The sequence below is a fragment of the Streptomyces sp. NPDC091272 genome (assembly GCF_044757485.1).
GTDB lineage: Bacteria > Actinomycetota > Actinomycetes > Streptomycetales > Streptomycetaceae > Streptomyces.
Window position 1 is genome coordinate 43,106 of record NZ_JBIVVC010000012.1, and the last position, 16,761, is coordinate 59,866.

General features: G+C 67.1%; 16 protein-coding genes and 3 pseudogenes. 13 read left to right on the forward strand and 6 right to left on the reverse strand.

Translation table 11 applies throughout. From position 1 onward, the window contains the following. Positions 1–814: 814 nt before the first annotated feature. Both ACIQM4_RS27840 and ACIQM4_RS27845 read left to right on the forward strand, forming a co-directional pair. On the forward strand, positions 815–1,222 hold the full coding sequence (locus ACIQM4_RS27840; protein WP_401596998.1) for a hypothetical protein: 408 nt from the start codon (positions 815–817) through the stop codon (positions 1,220–1,222). A gap of 79 nt (positions 1,223–1,301) precedes the next feature. Then, a complete protein-coding gene (locus ACIQM4_RS27845) occupies positions 1,302–1,442 on the forward strand; it encodes a hypothetical protein (RefSeq protein WP_401597504.1) in 141 nt (46 codons plus the stop codon). A 358-nt stretch (positions 1,443–1,800) separates the two neighbouring features. On the opposite strand, the gene ACIQM4_RS27850 is transcribed toward ACIQM4_RS27845, so the two are convergent. Continuing rightward, positions 1,801–2,292 (reverse strand): GNAT family N-acetyltransferase, encoded by a 492-nt coding sequence (locus ACIQM4_RS27850; RefSeq protein WP_401597001.1) that lies wholly within the window; start codon positions 2,290–2,292, stop codon positions 1,801–1,803. Positions 2,293–2,408: 116 nt separating this feature from the next. Here ACIQM4_RS27850 and ACIQM4_RS27855 point away from each other — a divergent pair, with 116 nt between their 5' ends. The 5 genes from ACIQM4_RS27855 (at position 2,409) to ACIQM4_RS27875 (ending at position 7,274) form a co-directional block, all read left to right on the forward strand. Continuing rightward, complete coding sequence (locus tag ACIQM4_RS27855; protein WP_401597004.1) at positions 2,409–2,915, forward strand: HTTM domain-containing protein; 507 nt, start codon at positions 2,409–2,411, stop codon at positions 2,913–2,915. A 360-nt stretch (positions 2,916–3,275) separates the two neighbouring features. Beyond that, entirely contained in the window at positions 3,276–3,815 is a 540-nt protein-coding gene (locus ACIQM4_RS27860; RefSeq protein ID WP_401597007.1) for a hypothetical protein, read from the forward strand. 87 nt (positions 3,816–3,902) lie between these two features. Then, the gene (locus ACIQM4_RS27865) at positions 3,903–4,313 is read left to right on the forward strand and encodes a thiol-disulfide oxidoreductase DCC family protein (protein ID WP_401597009.1); all 411 of its coding nucleotides are present in this window, start codon (positions 3,903–3,905) and stop codon (positions 4,311–4,313) included. Between the two features lie 11 nt (positions 4,314–4,324). Continuing rightward, complete coding sequence (locus tag ACIQM4_RS27870) at positions 4,325–5,191, forward strand: serine hydrolase domain-containing protein (RefSeq protein ID WP_401597012.1); 867 nt, start codon at positions 4,325–4,327, stop codon at positions 5,189–5,191. Between the two features lie 553 nt (positions 5,192–5,744). Then, positions 5,745–7,274, forward strand: a complete 1,530-nt coding sequence (locus ACIQM4_RS27875; protein WP_401597475.1) for an ISL3 family transposase — start codon at positions 5,745–5,747, stop codon at positions 7,272–7,274. An 8-nt stretch (positions 7,275–7,282) separates the two neighbouring features. Here ACIQM4_RS27875 and ACIQM4_RS27880 read toward each other — a convergent pair whose 3' ends face one another. Beyond that, on the reverse strand, positions 7,283–7,780 hold the full coding sequence (locus ACIQM4_RS27880) for a hypothetical protein (RefSeq protein ID WP_401597014.1): 498 nt from the start codon (positions 7,778–7,780) through the stop codon (positions 7,283–7,285). 178 nt (positions 7,781–7,958) lie between these two features. On the opposite strand from ACIQM4_RS27880, the pseudogene istA reads away from it, so the two are divergent. From istA to ACIQM4_RS27900, 4 genes and pseudogenes are all read left to right on the forward strand, one after another. After that, positions 7,959–9,592, forward strand: a pseudogene (istA, locus tag ACIQM4_RS27885) (IS21 family transposase). Beyond that, the gene (gene istB / locus ACIQM4_RS27890; protein ID WP_401597017.1) at positions 9,589–10,383 is read left to right on the forward strand and encodes an IS21-like element helper ATPase IstB; all 795 of its coding nucleotides are present in this window, start codon (positions 9,589–9,591) and stop codon (positions 10,381–10,383) included. The pseudogene istA and the gene istB overlap by 4 nt, the downstream one beginning before the upstream one ends. A gap of 51 nt (positions 10,384–10,434) precedes the next feature. After that, positions 10,435–10,968 (forward strand): hypothetical protein, encoded by a 534-nt coding sequence (locus ACIQM4_RS27895; RefSeq protein ID WP_401597019.1) that lies wholly within the window; start codon positions 10,435–10,437, stop codon positions 10,966–10,968. A gap of 159 nt (positions 10,969–11,127) precedes the next feature. Beyond that, a complete protein-coding gene (locus ACIQM4_RS27900) occupies positions 11,128–12,291 on the forward strand; it encodes an ISL3 family transposase (RefSeq protein WP_401597477.1) in 1,164 nt (387 codons plus the stop codon). On the opposite strand, the pseudogene ACIQM4_RS27905 reads toward ACIQM4_RS27900, so the two are convergent. From ACIQM4_RS27905 to ACIQM4_RS27920, 4 genes and pseudogenes are all read right to left on the reverse strand, one after another. Then, positions 12,263–12,610, reverse strand: a pseudogene (locus ACIQM4_RS27905) (TIGR02391 family protein); the annotation flags it as partial. The gene ACIQM4_RS27900 and the pseudogene ACIQM4_RS27905 overlap by 29 nt on opposite strands. 181 nt (positions 12,611–12,791) lie before the next feature. Then, on the reverse strand, positions 12,792–13,325 hold the full coding sequence (locus ACIQM4_RS27910) for a GNAT family N-acetyltransferase (RefSeq protein WP_401597021.1): 534 nt from the start codon (positions 13,323–13,325) through the stop codon (positions 12,792–12,794). A gap of 23 nt (positions 13,326–13,348) precedes the next feature. Further along, positions 13,349–13,708: an ArsR/SmtB family transcription factor gene (locus ACIQM4_RS27915; RefSeq protein ID WP_401597023.1), complete on the reverse strand. Its 360-nt coding sequence runs from the start codon at positions 13,706–13,708 to the stop codon at positions 13,349–13,351. Between the two features lie 79 nt (positions 13,709–13,787). After that, entirely contained in the window at positions 13,788–14,519 is a 732-nt protein-coding gene (locus ACIQM4_RS27920; protein ID WP_401597025.1) for a hypothetical protein, read from the reverse strand. A gap of 120 nt (positions 14,520–14,639) precedes the next feature. Between ACIQM4_RS27920 and ACIQM4_RS27925 the strand changes: the two genes are divergently transcribed. Both ACIQM4_RS27925 and ACIQM4_RS27930 read left to right on the forward strand, forming a co-directional pair. Beyond that, a complete protein-coding gene (locus ACIQM4_RS27925; protein WP_401597027.1) occupies positions 14,640–16,004 on the forward strand; it encodes an NAD(P)-binding domain-containing protein in 1,365 nt (454 codons plus the stop codon). 68 nt (positions 16,005–16,072) lie between these two features. Continuing rightward, a pseudogene (locus ACIQM4_RS27930) lies at positions 16,073–16,457 on the forward strand (MFS transporter); the annotation flags it as partial. Positions 16,458–16,761 lie beyond the last annotated feature (304 nt).

The window sequence follows — 16,761 nt, forward strand, 5'->3', positions numbered from 1 at the left end:
TGTCCTCACCGTTCACAGAAGCAAGATTCTTTGCCGAAGAGAACACCGGCATATGCCATTACGTCATAACGGGCGGCGCCCCCTCACGGCAAGGCAGTAGCAGAACGAGACGCCAGAAAGCCCAAAACGCCACGAGCTTGTTGATGCCCCGTCTTGGTCCGGCGGGTTCCAGACCACCTAGTGCTCACATAGCGATTTGCTTATGAGCAGGGAAGTGGGGAGGGCAGAACACCACGGCGCGAGGGTCGCGCAAGGTCGGCGCCAGACCCCCGGGGGGCGCAACGCCTCGACGCCGCGGTGACGCGGCGCCGGGCCCGGGACCTGATGGGCGGTGCGGGCGAGGTTGTCGTGTGCGGTGTAGACCGTGTTGAGGTGCCTGTCGCGAGCAGCGGCATGCGCGTCACGCACGGAGACGTAACCTAGGGGGTCCCGCGTGGGTTCGGACATCGCGTCGGCGTGGGGCAGGAACTCGGCACAATGAGGCGACAGGCAGGCGCGCCCTGCGTACGTTCGGTGGCGCCTGGCATCCTCAGTGACGGCCCGGCGGTGCCCTCACGAAGCCGATGCTGCCGCCGGGCCACGGGCACAACAAGCGAATGCGTGCAGGATCGGTTTCCCGGTACGACTGATCCACCCGCAGGGATGAAACACACCTCAAGCGGAGCAGGTTGGGGCGGCGTGAGCGCTATCCAGTCCTCATGTTCACAAAGCTTGCCTACGCCCTGGCTTCGACCGCTCTCGCCGTCACCCCGCTGCTCGCCGCCGCTCCCGCGCAGGCCGCCGGCCCGCGAGTCCTCTCACGGAGGGAATCAGCGTGCTCCCCCTGGCTGCGGAGGTCCGCGACGGTTATCAGCGCACCGCCTTCAGGCACTGGGTCGACGTCGACCACAACGCGTGCGACACAAGGGAAGAAGTCCTCCTCAGCGAGTCCCGCTCCCCCGCTGACGTCGGCCCCGGCTGCAAGGTCCTGTCCGGGAGCTGGTTCTCCTACTACGACGGCGTCACCGTCAGCGCCCCCGGCGGCTTGGACATCGACCACATGGTATCTGCAGCTCCGAAACTGCAGCGGGAAGAACTCAAAGGTCAGAACGTCGGCGGCATACCGACGACATCTCTTCGAGCTTCGCTTGGGGCCGCAGCAGATCCAGGACAGCAACTTGAGGACCTCACGGTGGCGCCCAAGGGGTCGATGGACGGCTACAGCCGTGACAAGTATGGGTGAGGTCGTTGGCGAATGTGTTCCGCTGGGCCGTGGTCCACTTGCTGGCGCCACTGACCCACGAGTTTGCCAGCGGGACCATGTGGTCGATGCATGGCGTCCGCCGCTGCAGTCGAACTGGTGCGACTACTCCACGGACTGGATCACGGTGAAGCATCACTACAAGTTGACGATCACTGGGCTGGAGAAGACGGCGCTGAAGGACATGCTCACCCGCTGCTGAACTTGAGTACCTCTACGGATGGCGCGCCACGTACCGCAGGAAGAACCATCGTGGGCATGCGCCCCTATCTCGTCCGCGGCACGAAGACTGCCGCCGTGGCGGCCTTCGCTACCTGGGCCGGTTGGAAGGTGTTCGACAGACTGAACGCATGGGCCGATCACAACGCCAACTCCCAGGTGGTGCCCGGGGAGCCGGGATGGTTCGCGGGATTCACTCACTACCTGGTCGCCGACGCCGTAGGCGTGGAACCCCTACAAAGCACGGCCCAGAATCGTTTTCGGAGTTGGCCTGCGGCCAAGCCGCCTCCGGCGCTCCGATGCCGACGCCGGCACCTGCGGACGACTCGGACTGGCGGTAGTCACGGGCCCAGGTTGTGGTACATGACATGCAGGCCGACCGGACCCAGCGTTGGATGCCGGAACGCGTCGGGAACGGTGCCGACCATGGCGAACCCGAGACGCTCATACAGCCTGACCGCTGGTGCATTGGAGGCCGCGACAGCGTTGAACTGCACGCCGACGAATCCGCTGCTTTGCGCCCAGTCCAGCAGATACTCGCCCAATGCGTGGCCGACACCCCGACCGCGAGCTTCCGGCGAGACCATGAAGTTTCCACTAGCGATGTGCGAACCCGGGCCTGGCCGGTTGGCGTACATGTTGGAAGTGCCGAGTATGCGCTGGTCCTCCACGGCCACTACGACGTGCCCTGGCGGCGGTACCACCCACAAGTCGTGCGCCTGCACTTCAGTTTGTAGCGGGTCATAGCAGAAGGTGTCCCCCTTCCGGATGATCTGCTCGACGATCGGCCAGACCTGCGGCCAATCAGGCTCCTCAAACGTTCGGATCTCCATCTGCCTGAGATTAACCAACGGTATGTGCCACTACCACCGGTTATTACGACCGCTTCTCGTGCCCCACAGGCTTGCGGAACAAGCTCGCCCAGCGCACCCCCGGGGTGCTGCGGTCCTTGGCGACGCCACTGCACAACATCGGTATTCTCGCCATCGCCCTGCAGATCTGCCTTGTCTACATCGTCAGTGGGCTCTACAAAATCCAAGGCCCGATGTGGCAGGACGGCACCGCTCTCTTCTACGTGCTGCGGGTCCCTGAATTCACGTTCCCCAGCCTGTCACACCTGATCTACGAGAATGACTTCCTGGTCATCTCCGGCACGTACGCCACCGTAATCTTCCTCGTTTACTTCCCTCTGGGAATTCTTGTCCCGGCACTCCGACCATGGGTCGCACTGATGTCGATCGGATTCCACCTCGGAATCGCGCTGCTCATGAACCTGACCGGTTTCGCGCTGACGATGGTGGCTTGCGACCTGGTGTTTCTGAGCGGGGGCCTGAGCGTGGCCCTCTCCCGCGGCACCGTCCTGGCCGACAGGCTGCGTTCCCGGTTCGGCTCCGGCAAGACCGCGGGAGTAACGAGTGAACCTGCCAGTCCCCCGATACCGGAGAAGGTCTCTTAGCGCACGGGACCAGGTGCCGGCGTACAACCAGGTACGAATCAACGTGCATAGCGTGAGGCGGCTTCAAGCGAAGTGCGGGGGTCCCGCGTCGTCCTGGTGCGGGACAGGCCCCTGCGCTGCGGCGTCAGCTTGCTATGCACGTACGCCGTGTACGGGGCTGCGTACTCACGCGAACGCCGACACCGGATGCCCCGCCGGGCGTTGAAGCGCCAACGCGCGCGGGAGCGGTCCGGGGATCGAAACTATGGGCGCACCCCTCTGACCTGCATGGCTCAAATGCGGCAGTGCTGTTCTGACGCCCGCCTATGTTTCGGTAGCGCCAGCCCCATCACGGGGCCGGCCAGGAGCAAGGAGCTGACAGTGGAATCAACACCGCCCCATGGCCCCCAGCAGAATCCGGGCAGCATGGTCGGCCTCTTCTGGATCGGTGCGCACGGCACGTACGTGGGCATGCCGCCCGTCGAGCCGAATCCAGGCGTGCTCCTGTCGCCGGCGGGCCCCCAGATTGTCGGTCCCGCACCACGGCAATGGAGTTGGCCCGAGGTCATGGACCTACGAGTGACCGAAGCACCGGTCCGGTCAGCAGCCACCCGGTGGGCAACCCGCGCTGCGACCCTTGCCATGGCAGCATTGGACGCATGGGTTCCCGGCAGCCCGACGGAAATGACCGTGGTACTCAGCTCCGGAAGCGACGAGATCAAGACGCCGGTTTATTCCGGTGCCTCGTCGGCATACACCCAACGCGAGGTCGATCTTTCGCTCGGGCTGCTGGCACGCATGGTGCGAGGCGAATTCTCCCCGTCGGCCATGTCCGACTGGTGGGAGAAGACGCAGCCCGACGAAGTGCTGCGGTCGCGGCACCGCGTGAGCCTCCTGGAGGAATGGCTGTCCGCAGGGTGAAACGCCACCTCTCGTCCACACGGCCGAGCCTGGCGAGTCCCCTGAGTCCTGGCCCTGCCCATCATTGACGAGAGGGGAACTCCCACCATGGACAAGGTAATAATCGACAGCGCCACCAGACCGTATGTCGTACTGGCCTTCGACGGCGACTGCGGCTTCTGCCAGGCCGCCGTCCAAGAGATCCGCGACCGCGCCAATCCCCGGATATCCGCCGTGACTTGGCGATCGCTCCCCGAACACCTGACGCAACCACATCTCCTGCGCTTGGACCGGGAAGTCCTGCTATTCGTCGGCGGTAACCCACGGTGGGGAGGTGCAGACGCTCTCGCCCGCCTCCTCGGGTCCTCTCCGACCCGCCGCTACCGGGCCGTGGGCTTCTGCCTGCGGATTCCCGGCGTCAGGCTGATCGCCCGCCTGGCCTACCGGTGGGTTGCTACAAACCGGCACCGGATGCCCGCTGGAACGGCCGCCTGCGCGCTCCCCCGTCCCCCACACTGAGAGCTCCCTCAATGTCCGCGGTTCCTACTTGCATCTTCAGTAACAACCAGCCTCCCCAAGTCCTTCACGGCCATGCTATTGACCTGTATGTCCAGATCGGTTCACTGAGCAAAGCACTCACCGGCACGGTGCTGGCTCAGCTGGCGGCGGCAGGGACAGTCAACTTGGATGCCCCCCTGGACGAGTTCCTACGGGTCCCCCCGAACACCGGCATCACGTTGCGGCATCTCGCCCTGCACACCTCCGGGCTGCCCCGGGTGCCTCCAGGTCTGCGACGGCGCGACCCCTACATGGCATTCGACGAGGCCGCCATGCAGGCCCTGCCCGGAAGGCTGGGCTCCCTCACCACCACCGAACCGGGCGCCACCGAGGAATACTCCAACCTTGGGTACGCCGTTCTCGGAGCGACGCTTGTTGCTGCCGCGGGGATGCCGTACCAGGAACTTCTCACCCGATACGTTCTCGCACCGTTGGAACTCACGGAAGTGACGACCGCCCCTCCGCCGAGCAAAAGCCTCTACAGCCGTGGGCTCTTCGGACGGCCGCGCCGCCCCTGGACCATGACCGGTCCCATCCTGCCCGCCGGCGGGCTCTGGGCCACCCCAAGGGCCCTCGCCCGCCTGGTACCCGCGCTTCTCGTGGACCGGAGACTGGGGGATCCTGCACTCTCCTGGCAGAGGACAGGGCGCTTGCTCTGGCACAACGGCGCCACCGGCGACGCATCCGTCTTCACCGGAGCTCTTCCTGACGGCAGTTGGGTGCTGGTGCACCGCCTCAACGGCCAGGTGAGCCATACCGACGAACTTGCTATCGCTCTCCTGAAGCAGTCCGCGTTGGGTCCATCCAGCGGGCAGCCATCGGACGGTGCGCAGCGATGAGATCCTCGTGCTTACTTTTCATTTGCGCGCTGCCATATCGAGGCAAGCGAGTATGCGACAAGCCCCACTACTACCGCCCACACCACAGGCCACAATATCTCCAGCGTCCCCCATTGTACTGCGGAGATCACAAATGGACCTGAAGCTAATAGCAGAACGATAGCGATGATGAGCCTTGTTTGATCATTGCCGTCTCGCACAGCGCGCACTCCTCGATCAGGTAATTCACCGCAGTTCTTCATAACCCTCTTGGGCGGACAGCGCCAGCAAAGGCCCCGTGGCTTTATTCACCAGTAGTGCCGTCAGTTGTTCACGGGTTTGGGAGGCACCCAGATCCACGGTCGGGTGATGTTCACGAGTTTCGGTTCTGGTCCAACTTCTGTGGTGTGCCTACTCCCTGTGAGCGTTGATCTTGCTGGCCCCTTCCGCGAGGTCGTCTGGAAACCGCCGGTACCGACCTCGTCTGGGCTGATGGTTCTGGGCTGTGCGCGAGCTACTGCTCCGGCTGGAAGAGCTGCTCTTCCTGTCGGCTCCGGGGATCAGGGTGGTGTCGGTGCAGGACGACGGAGAGGTGGTACGAGTCGGCGTCCGATGTCGGACGGCCAGGGCTCGGTGTCCGGGCTGCGGGAACTGGTCGGGACGGGTGCACGGGTCCTACCTGCGGTTCCCCGCCGACCTCCCGGTGGTGGGACGGCGGGTGGTGTTGTGTCTTCGTGTCCGGCGTTTCATGTGCGAAGACCTCTCCTGTGGGCGGCGGACGTTCGTCGAGCAGGTCGCGGGCCTGACCCGGCGGTACAGCCAGCGAACCGAACGAATGCGGTCAGTGCTGGCCGAGGTCGGCCTCGCGTTGGCCGGTCGTGCCGGTGCCCGACTGGCCGACGTCTTCGGTGCGAGGGTCAGCCGGAATACGGTCCTGCGGCTGGTTAATGCCCTCCCGGAGCCCAAGCCACAGGTCCCGCGTGTGGTCGGCGTCGACGAGTACGCGATGCGCAGGGGGCGTGTCTACGGGACCGTGCTGGTTGACGTCGAGACCCGCAGGCCGGTGGACCTGATGTCGGATCGAGAGGCGGGCACGGTCGCGGCATGGATGGCCGAGCGCCCGGGGATCGAGGTCGTCTGCCGCGACCGTGCTCCATTCTTCGCCGAGGGCGCCAGCATCGGGGCGCCCGCCGCGGTCCAGGTCGCCGACCGGTTCCACCTGTGGCGCAACCTCGGCGAAGCGGCCGAGCGGTGCGTCTCCCGCCACCGCTCGTGCCTCCGCGCGACCTTCACCGAGTCGGCGCCGGAGCAGGTTCCGGCTCCGTGGCCGGCCGAAAACGGGTCGCCATGGCCCACCGGGCACCGGTTCGCCGACCGCACCCGAGCCAAGTACGCCACCGTCCACGCGCTGCTGGCCGCCGGCCACAGCCGACGCGCGATCCAGCGACAGCTCGGCATGACCTACCGCACCGTCCAACGGCTGGCCGACGCCGCGAGGCCGGAAGACCTGTTCCAGGGGCAGTGGCAGAACCGCCAGACCAAGCTCAACAACTTCAAGCCGTACTTGCACGAGCGCTGGGCCCGGGGCTGCACGAACGCCTGGACCCTCTGGGAAGAGATCAAATCGCAGGGCTATACCGGCGGCTACGGCGCCGTCCGCGCCTACCTCCAACCGTTTCGCACATCCCCGACTGCACCTGCGGCCCGTCCTCCGTCCCCGCGCACGGTCACCGGCTGGATCCTGACTCACCCCGACACCCTGCCGGAGAGCGAGCGCCTGAAGCTCAAATCCGTCCTTGCCTGCTGCCCCGAACTGGATGCCCTCACCAGGCACGTCCGCGCGTTCGGGAAGATGCTCACCCAGCTCCAGGGCGACCAGCTCCCACAATGGATCAAGGCGGTCCGCGCTGACGACCTGCCCAGCCTCCACACCTTCGTCAACGGCGTCGAACGCGATCTCGCCGCCGTCACCGCTGGTCTCACACTGCCGTGGAGCTCCGGCATCGTCGAAGGCCACGTCAACCGGATCAAAATGATCAAGCGCCAGATGTACGGCCGGGCTGGCTTCGGTCTCCTGCGGAAACGAGTCCTGCTGGCATCCTGACGGGACAGTCACGAGCTCTGCTGGAGTCGCTCCGCAGCCTGAGCAGGGGTGTCGTAGTAGCCAGGCCGTGCCAGCACGACCGAGCTGAAGTAGTAGCCCTGTTCCTCTTCCGGCTCATCGTCGGCTGCGAACGGACGCCAGAAGCTCAGCAGCAAGTCCGGGGCGATGAATGAAGCATCGTCGTCAGGATCTGCCTCGATCGAGGTGAGCTCACCGACGCGCCGGACAACCTCGCGGGCCGGAAGCGCGAACACGTCCACACCCTGGAACAACACTCGATCCGTCTGGGACAAGGGCCTTGCCAGCTCGACGGCTTCGAGCATGTCACGCATGCAGTGGATGCTGATCATAAGCCCGCTGGGACGGAACACGTGTTGTCCCGGCCGGTCGGACTCCGAGATCGCAGAAGGATCACGGAGCGAGTCCAACGCGGTGTTGGCCGCGTGTCGAGTCATACCGATCCGCAACGGGCCAACGCCGTTTGGTGGGGCGAGGTCGAAGTCCATGCGGGCATGATCCCAAACAGGTCTGTCAGCGAGTGACGAAGGGCCTTCCAATCCCGGCAGGTTACAGAGTGTGAGAGCTCCACAGAAGTTGGACCAGAACCCGAGTTTCGACAGCACTGGGGTACTTGCCAGGGCAGCATCGAGGTGCTCCTGGTGAAAGGTCCTGGTCATGCCGCAGATGTCCAAGGTCGAGCTGTACGCGGCGATCCGGCGTGATCACCGTGCCGGTATGAAGATGCGCGAGCTTGAGCGCAAGTACAACGTGTCCTGGCGGACCGTGAAGAAGGCCGTGGACTCGGTCTGGCCGGAGCCCCGCAGGAAGCTTCCGCCGCGGCGAACGGCACTGGATCCGTACAAGTGAGTGATCGACGACATGCTTCAGACGGACCTCGACGCGCCGCGCAAGCAACGGCACACGATCACCCGGATCTTCCACCGGCTGGGCGAGGAGCACAGCGCCGACGTCTCCTATCAGATGGTCCGGCGCTACGTCTCCGACCGGAAGCCGGAGATCCTCGCGGCCTCGGGCAAGGCCCCGGTGGAAGCGTTCGTGCCCCAGTCCCATCTGCCTGGTCACGAGGCGGAGGTCGACTTCGGCGACGTGACGGTGCGTCTGGCGAGCTGGTGACCTGCTACCTATTCTCGCTTCGCCTGTCCTACTCGGGCAAGGCCGTTCACCGGGTGTTCGCCTCATGCGGCCAGGAAGCGTTCTTCGAGGGGCACGTGCACGCGCTTCGGACGCTGGGCGGTGTTCCCCGGACCAAGATCCGCTACGACAACTTGAAGTCGGCCGTCGCCCAGGTGCTGGGGCTGAGCCGGGCGAGGGTGGAGACCGACCGGTGGATCGCTTTCCGCTCGCACTTCAACATCAAAAGCTTCTACTGCCGCCCCGGCATCGAAGGCGCCCACGAGAAGGGCGGCGTCGAGGGCATGATCGGCTACTTCCGCCGCAACCACTTCATCCCGGTCCCGGAAGTCGACTCCCTCGCCGAGCTCAACGAGATGGTCGACCAGTGGGACCTGCACGACGGGCACCGCCGGATCGGCTCGCGGCCTCGGACCGTGGACGAGTACTTCGCCGACGAAAAGCAGCTGCTGATGCCACTGCCTGAGGAGCCCTTCGAGACGGGCCGACTGTTCACACCACGGGTCGACCGCTACAGCCAGATCAACGTCCGGACCAACCGCTACTCGGTCCCGACCCGGTTCATCGGGAAACGGGTCCGCGTCATGCTGCACGCCTCTCACCTGGTGGTTTACGACAGGAACGTCGAGGTGGCCCGACACGAAAGACTGATCGCGAAGGGCGGGTTGCGCCTGGGCCTGGACCACTACCTCGAAGCCCTCATCCGCAAGCCCGGCGCTTTCCCCGGCGCCACGGCCCTGGAGCAGGCCAGGTCGGCGGGCAAGTTCACCCCGGTCCACGACGCCTGGTGGGTTCGGGCCCGCAAGGTCCACGGCGAGCGGGACGGCACCCGAGCGCTGATCGAGGTCCTGCTGCTGAATCGCCACCTCGCCCACGAGCATGTCGTCGCGGGGCTGGCCACCGCCCTGCGGGCCGGGGCCCTGACCGCCGACGCTGTCGCCCTGGAGGCTCGCATGGCCGCCCAGGCGGAAGACGCGCCGGTCACCGGCACATCCATTCCCCAGATGCCTGGTGAGACGTCGGCGACTGTCACGTCGCTGCACGAGTGGCGGCTTGCTCACCTTCCGCCGGACACCCGGCCGCTCCCGTCGGTGACCCCCTACGACCAACTGCTACGACGCCGTCGCACCAGCGGCGGCGGCCACCTTGAGGGAGAAGCCCAGTGACCCTGCCCCGCCAGCGAGGCTTGACCGAGCAGGCCGCCGACGCGGCGATCGACACCGCCTGCCGCCTGCTGCGGCTTCCGTCGATCCGCAACGAGTTCACCGAGATCGCCGACCGGGCGATCAAGGACCAGATGACCTACCGCGGCTTCCTCGCCGAGCTACTGATGACCGAGTGCGACGACCGGGCCAGGCGTCGTTCGGAACGACGGATCAAGGCCGCGGGCTTCCCACGGGAGAAGTCTCTACGGTCCTTTGACTTCGACGCCAACTCGAACATCGACGCCGCCACCGTCCACACTCTCGCCAGCTGCGAGTGGATCAAGAAGAGCCAGCCGCTCTGTCTGATCGGGGACTCCGGAACCGGCAAGTCCCACATGCTCATCGCACTGGGCACCGAGGCCGCGATGAAGGGCTACCGGGTCCGTTACACGCTGGCCACGAAGCTGGTGAACGAGCTGGTCGAGGCCGCCGACGAGAAGCAGGTGAACAAGACCATCGCCCGATACGGGCGCGTCGATCTCCTCTGTATCGACGAGCTCGGCTACATGGAACTCGACCGGCACGGCGCCGAGCTCCTCTTCCAGGTGCTGACCGAACGCGAGGAGAAGAACAGCGTCGCCATCGCCTCCAACGAGTCCTTCGGCGGCTGGACGAAGACCTTCACCGACCCCCGCCTCTGCGCGGCCATCGTCGACCGCCTGACCTTCAACGGCACCATCATCGAGACCGGCACCGACTTCTACCGCCTCGCCAGCACCCGGGCCCGAGCCGAACAAACCACAGCGGGCTGACCCCCTGAAACCGCTGGACTGCTGGTCAGGACACCTGTCACGCTCCGCCTCGTGGAGATTCTCGAAGTCCTGACCAGCATGGCGAAGACGGGCCGACTGGGCCCGGTGTTCAGCGGAGCCGATTGGAGCGACGTGACCGCAGCTCTCGGCGAGCCGTGGGAGATCGGAACGATGGGTCGGAACAGAAAGTGGCCGAGGCTCTTCGCCTACGGAGATCTTGAGCTGAGTGTCTGCCGCTGCCGCAAGGTGTCTCTCATCTGCGTCCAGACCTGGCGTGACGTCGTCGAACTCCCCCCGTCAGTGGTCGATGGGACGGGAACCTTCCCAGCAGGACTCAGCCACGGGGACGTCATTTCCGCCTTGGACAAGGCTGGCTGTTCCTGGGAGCCGTATGCGCCGCTTACCTTCGCCGACCAGTGCTCGCTCGTGGTGATCCCGACAGCAGCAAACTTCACCTTCGAGATCCCTGAGGGCCAGGAACCGGTGCTGAACGTCATGGGCCTGCCCGGCGACGGACACGACTGCAACGTGAAGCGCCGTCAAAACTCGGGTTCTGGCTCACTTTCCGTGGAGCTTGCACGCTGAGTGACGGTTGTTGGGTGAGCGGGCCGTGGGGAAGTTGCCCGGAATTGACCCGTACCGGGTGGGGTGTGGCTGACAGTTCGGCCCGTGGAAGAAGTGGTGCTCCGGCTGGAGGAGTTGCTGTTCCCGTCGATCGCGGACGTGGTGGTGCTGGCGGTCGACGTGAACGACGAGGCGGTACGGATAGAGGCCCGAAGCACGCTGGCCGGGGCTGTCTGTCCCGGATGCGGGAGCTGGTCACGGCGGGTTCACAGCTCGTACCTGCGCTTTCCCGCTGATGTGCCCAGCGGAGGCAGACAGGTCGCTCTCTGTTTGCGAGTCCGCAGGTTCCTCTGCCCGGTCATCTCGTGCGGGCAGCGGACCTTCGCTGAACAGCTGCCAGGGTTGACGCGTCGGTACGGCCGGCGGACCGAGCGCCTGCGGTCGACGCTGGCCGCGGTCGGCCTCGCGCTCGCCGGCCGGGCCGGTGCCCGCCTGGCGCGCGTGATCGGCCTGTCCGTAAGCCGCAGCACGGTGCTGCGGCTGGTCGAAGCGTTACCCGACCCCGAAGTTCCGGCCCCGCGGGTGATCGGCGTCGATGAGTACGCGACCCGCAAAGGCCGCCACTACGGGACTGTCCTGGTCGACGTCGAAAGCCGGCGTCCAGCGGACCTGCCGCCCGACCGGGAGGCGTCCAGCCTCGCGGCTTGCCTCGCGAAACGGCCCGGGGTGGAGGTGGTCTGCCGCGATCGTGCACCGTTCTTCGCCGAAGGTGCCACGGCCGGGGCACCACAAGCGGTGCCGGTCGCGGACCGGTGGCATCTTTGGCACAACCTGAGCGAGGCCGCCGAGCGGTGCGTTGCAGACCACCGCGGATGCCTGCAGGTCCTGGCGCCGGATCCAGCCGAGCCGGCCCCCGAGCCGAAGAAGCTCGAAGACCCCTCCGACTCGCCCTGGCCAAGGGGACATCGCTTCGCTGACCGCACCCGCGACAAGCACGCGACCGTCCACGAACTACTGGCAGCCGAGCTCAGCCGGAGGGCGATCGGCCGCCAACTCCATATGACCTCCCGCACCGTCAAGCTTCTCGCCGACGCAACAACCCCGGAGGAACTGTTCCACGGGCAGTGGCAAGGCCGGCCATCCAAACTCGACGCCTTCAAGCCCTACCTGGATGACCGCTGGAACCAAGGCGGTGCACGCTGCGGAAAGTATCGCTGCCGTCATCGGGGCGCAGCCGCAGCCGCGGCTGCCCCGCCTTCGGCGGCTCCTTGGCGAACAGGCTCTGGAACAGGGGTGTCTCGCCCGCATCCCGGCGGCCCGCCTTGTTCTGGGTTTCCGCGTTGACCTTCTTCGCGGCCGAGGTCACCGCTTCGCGGTAGTGCTTGCTGGCCCACAGGGAGCGGGCCCCGTCCCACACCCACGGGTGGAGGGCGGACGCGCTGAGCCGGGGTGCGTTGTCGCCGAGATTCGTGCGGATTTCCGCATCCCGAGCCAGCATCGCGTCGGCCCGTTGGGCGGCCTCCCGGTGCTGGGACCAGCGCTCTGCCCCCAAATTCTGCGGCCGGGCGAGCTCGGTGCGCCAGCGCGGAAGAACCAGCTTCAGGATCTGCTCCACAACCTGCGCACTGGCGACGGCCGCGTCCGCCGTTTCCCGGGCCTGCATATCGCTGCTCGATATGAGCGTCAGTGGCTCCGCCGGGGGTGGAGGCAGGAAGTACTCGGTGATCCTCAGAATTCGGCCAGCTCGGCGCGGGCCCAGGCGATGTTGATGCTCACTCGGACATCATCCCCGCCCCCATTGACAACTCGCCGCGCTCTTTGGCCGGTTCAGCGGTGAGGAGGGGTCAGGTCACTGCCGGGCTGCGACGCTCCAGCAGCATCACGTCACGCCAGGCCCCGTGGTGGCGTCCGATACGCTCGCGGGTGCCGATGACACGGAAACCTGCCCGCCGGTGGAGGGCGAGGCTGGCACTGTTCTCCGGGAAGATGCCGGCCTGGAGCGTCCAGATCCCGGCCGCCTCCGTAGAGTTGATCAGCGTCGTGAGCAGGACGGATGCCACGCCGCGACCGCGTGCGCGCGGGTGGACGTACACCGAGTGCTCGACCACCCCGGCGTACGCGCTCCGCTCGGAGACCCGGCTCACCGCGGCCCACCCCAGGAGGTTTCCGTCCTCGTCGAGGGCGGCGAAGCGGTGCTCGGGCAGCTTGCCGGCATCGAAGACGTCCCAGGTGGGGGCGATGGTCTCGAAGGTGGCGTGGCCCTCGTCAATTCCTGCCTGGTAGATCTCCCGCACCTGTGCGGCGTGCGCAGGCTCCAGCGGCACAACGGTCACCGACACGGCGGGGTAGGACACGAAAGGCTCCTTCAGGGGACTCATCCGGGGGCGGACAGGGGCACGGTTCAGCGGGCGGCGGAGGTCAGCAACTGACCCATGGCGGCCAGCACGCTGGGCTCGACCCGGTAGTAGACCCACGTCCCGCGCCGCTCGGAGGTCAGCAGACCCGCGACCTTGAGCTTCTTGAGGTGGTGGGAGACCGTCGGCTGCGACACCCCCACGTCAGAGATATCGCACACGCATGCTTCTCCGCCCTCATGGGAAGCGACAGCGGAGAACAGGCGCAGCCGCACCGGGTCACCCAGCGCCTTGAACATCGCCGCCGTACGGACCGCTTCCTCAGCGGTCAGCGGGCGCTCGTTCAGGGGCGGGCAGCAGGGCTGCACGTCCGGCTCCAGCAGGGGCAACGCGCGATCATTCGACATGTGTCTATGTTGACACATGTCGAATCACAGCGGCAGAGGCCGGACCCGTCGCCCCGTGCCGACTGCCCGCTCACCGGTCTCAGAGCCCCACGGCGGCGGGCGCCCTGCGGACGTGCGCGGCGAGCGGGCCGCTTACGTACGCGGCGTCGCGGGCCAAGCCGCGCAGGGTGTTGGAGGAGAAGGACCACTGGAACTCCAGGCCCAGGTAGGCCAGTCCGGGGTGGGTGAGGGAAAGCCCTCCGGCCTGCAAGGGCATTCCGTCGCCGTCCAGGGCGCCGAGGGCGGTCAGGTAGTCCAGGTGCGGGCGGCAGCCGGTGGCCAGCAGCACCACGTCCACCCGCTCGCGTTCGGCTTCGCTCCACACAACGTGCGGGCCGTCCAGTGCGGCAAACATTTCCCGGCGCTCGAAGCGCCCGTTCTTCAGGGCCGTGCGGTAGCGGCCGTCGTCCAGGACGAGCGTGCCGCTCACGTGGGGGGCGAGCCAGGGGGCGGGCAGCTCGTCGAACCCGGTGGAGGTGAGCCAGTGGTGGACGTCGCGGGCGTCGCGGACCTGGTCGAGGAAGGACAGCGGCGCCCGGGAGGCGAGGGTGACGCGGGAGGTGGCGGCAAGTTCGTGCGCGATCTGCACGGCAGAGTTCCCGCCGCCGACCACCACGACACGCTGGCCCTCGAACTTCCGGGGGTGCCATGACCCCGCGGGACTGCCGGATGCTTCCAGGACCACCGGCGCGAGCCCGAGCAGCCGCAGGCTCCGGGCGGCAGCCAGGCCGGACTGGCTGCCCCCGATGATTGCGACATCGGGAAACGCCATGAAAAACCCCGCTGATTCGGCAAACATCTATGTTGACCAACATCGAATCAGGTGCGATGCTGACGGCGCAAGCCATCGACAGACATCGATGCAAAGACTTAAAGACTTGGGGGAGTCCTCATGAACGCGTCCACCACCACCCTTCCCACCGTGGTGATCGGAGCCGGCCCCGTCGGCCTGGCCGCCGCCGCCCACCTCACCGCACGCGGCCTCACTCCCCTCGTCCTGGAAGCAGGAACGGCGGCGGGCGCCGCCGTGCGGGAGTGGGGGTATGTGCGGCTGTTCTCCACCTGGGCCGAACTCGTCGACACCGCAGCGGAGAAGCTGCTCGCCCCCACCGGCTGGGTCAAGCCCGACGGCGGAACGTACCCGACCGGCGGCGACTGGGTGACGCTGTACCTCCAGCCGCTCGCCGACGCCCTCGGCGACCGTGTTCGGTACGGCGCGAAGGTGACCGGCGTCTCCCGGCTCGGCCGCGACCGCATCGTCGACGCCGACCGGGACACCCAGCCCTTCACCGTCCACGTCACCCACGCAGACGGCCGCGAGGAGCGCCTGCTGGCCACCGCGGTCATCGACGCCTCCGGCACCTGGGCCACCCCCAGCCCCATCGGCGCCGACGGCCTGCCCGCCCTAGGAGAGCGCGCCGCCGCCGACCGCGTCTCCTACCGCATCCCCGACCTCAACGACCCTGCGGTCAAGGCCCGCTACACCGGTAAGCGCACCGCGGTCATCGGCTCCGGCGCCTCCGCGTTCACCGCACTCGCTGCCCTGGCCCGCCTGGCCAAGGACACCGAAGGCACGCACTCGGTGTGGGTCCTGCGGCGCGGGATCAGCGGGTCCACCTTCGGCGGCGGCAGCGCCGACCAGCTCCCCGCCCGCGGCGCCCTCGGCCTGGCCGCGAAAGCGGCCGTCGACGACGGACACGCCACCGCCGTCACCGGATTCCGCACCACCGCTCTGGAACCCGACGGCGAGCAGATCATCCTCGTCGCCGAGGACGGCCGCCGCCTCGACACGGTCGACGAAGTCATCGTCCTGACCGGCCTGCGCCCGGACCTCTCCTTCCTGGACGAACTGCGCCTCGGCCTCGACGAACGCCTCCAGGCACCCACCGCGCTGGCCCCGCTGATCGACCCCAACCAGCACTCCTGCGGCACCATCTACCCGCACGGCGCCGGCGAGCTCTCCCACCCCGAACAGGGCCTCTACCTCGCCGGCATGAAGTCCTACGGCCGCGCCCCCACCTTTCTCGCCATGACCGGCTACGAGCAGGTCCGCTCGATCGCTGCCGCCCTCGCCGGAGACCAGGAAGCCGCCGACCGCGTCGAGCTGACCCTCCCGGAGACCGGGGTGTGCGGCGGCGCCGGACTCTTCGACGACCCGCAAGCTGCCCCGGCACCCGGGGCTGAGGACGGGGACGGCTGCTGCGCCGCACCGGCCACCGTGCAGATCGGCACCGCCCCCACCACCGGCGGCTGCTGACACCCGTGACCCGCCTCGATACGGCCGGGGTCGCGACCTGAACAGGGGACCGGTCGCGGCCCCGCGCCGTGCTGCCCGCCCTGTGCGCCACACAGATCACCAGCTGGGGAAATGGTCTTCTACGCCTTCCCCGTCCTGAACCCGCAGACCACCGCGGCAACCGGCTGGCCCGCCGGGGCGACCACCGCGGCATTCTCCGCCGCCCTGCTCGTCTCCGCCTTCGCCGGTATCCGCGTCGGCCGCATCATCGACCACCGCGGCCCCCGCACTGTCATGACCGGCGGATCCGCCCTCGGCGTCCTGAGCATCCTCATCGTCGCCCACGCGCCCAACCTGCCCGTGTTCACCGCCGGCTGGCTCCTCACCGGTATCGCCATGACGGCCACCTTCTACCAGCCGGCGTTCGCCGCCCTCACCCGCTGGTGGACGCCCGACCACGTCCGCGCCCTCACCCGGCCTTGGGACTGGTAGGCCCACCTGTTGAGGTGTCGTGTATTCCTCGGTGAGGTCAGTCGTGGTGTCACCGTGTGTGGTCGTCGAAGGTGCCATCGTCTGCTGGCACAAGTGACAGCGGCGAGTGGAAATTCCCCACGTACGGCCAGTTAGTTGACCACTCTCAGTAACCTCTCCGGAGGTGCTCGACCGGGCATTCGTGATCTCCCCTGCCTGTCCGGTTGAAGATCACAGGACCGGACCACTTCGACGTGTGCGCTACGAAGTAGATCCGAACGGTGGCGGCCGGATCTGTCCGGACTTA

Excerpts from the sequence above, each read along its gene's own strand:
- ACIQM4_RS27915 (WP_401597023.1), bottom strand. The coding sequence starts at position 13,708 with ATGTCGAATGATCGCGCGTTGCCCCTGCTGGAGCCGGACGTGCAGCCC.
- ACIQM4_RS27870 (WP_401597012.1), top strand. The coding sequence starts at position 4,325 with ATGTCCGCGGTTCCTACTTGCATCTTCAGTAACAACCAGCCTCCCCAA.
- ACIQM4_RS27925 (WP_401597027.1), top strand. The coding sequence starts at position 14,640 with ATGAACGCGTCCACCACCACCCTTCCCACCGTGGTGATCGGAGCCGGC.
- ACIQM4_RS27850 (WP_401597001.1), bottom strand. The coding sequence starts at position 2,292 with ATGGAGATCCGAACGTTTGAGGAGCCTGATTGGCCGCAGGTCTGGCCG.
- ACIQM4_RS27880 (WP_401597014.1), bottom strand. The coding sequence starts at position 7,780 with ATGGACTTCGACCTCGCCCCACCAAACGGCGTTGGCCCGTTGCGGATC.
- ACIQM4_RS27910 (WP_401597021.1), bottom strand. The coding sequence starts at position 13,325 with ATGAGTCCCCTGAAGGAGCCTTTCGTGTCCTACCCCGCCGTGTCGGTG.
- ACIQM4_RS27920 (WP_401597025.1), bottom strand. The coding sequence starts at position 14,519 with ATGGCGTTTCCCGATGTCGCAATCATCGGGGGCAGCCAGTCCGGCCTG.
- ACIQM4_RS27865 (WP_401597009.1), top strand. The coding sequence starts at position 3,903 with ATGGACAAGGTAATAATCGACAGCGCCACCAGACCGTATGTCGTACTG.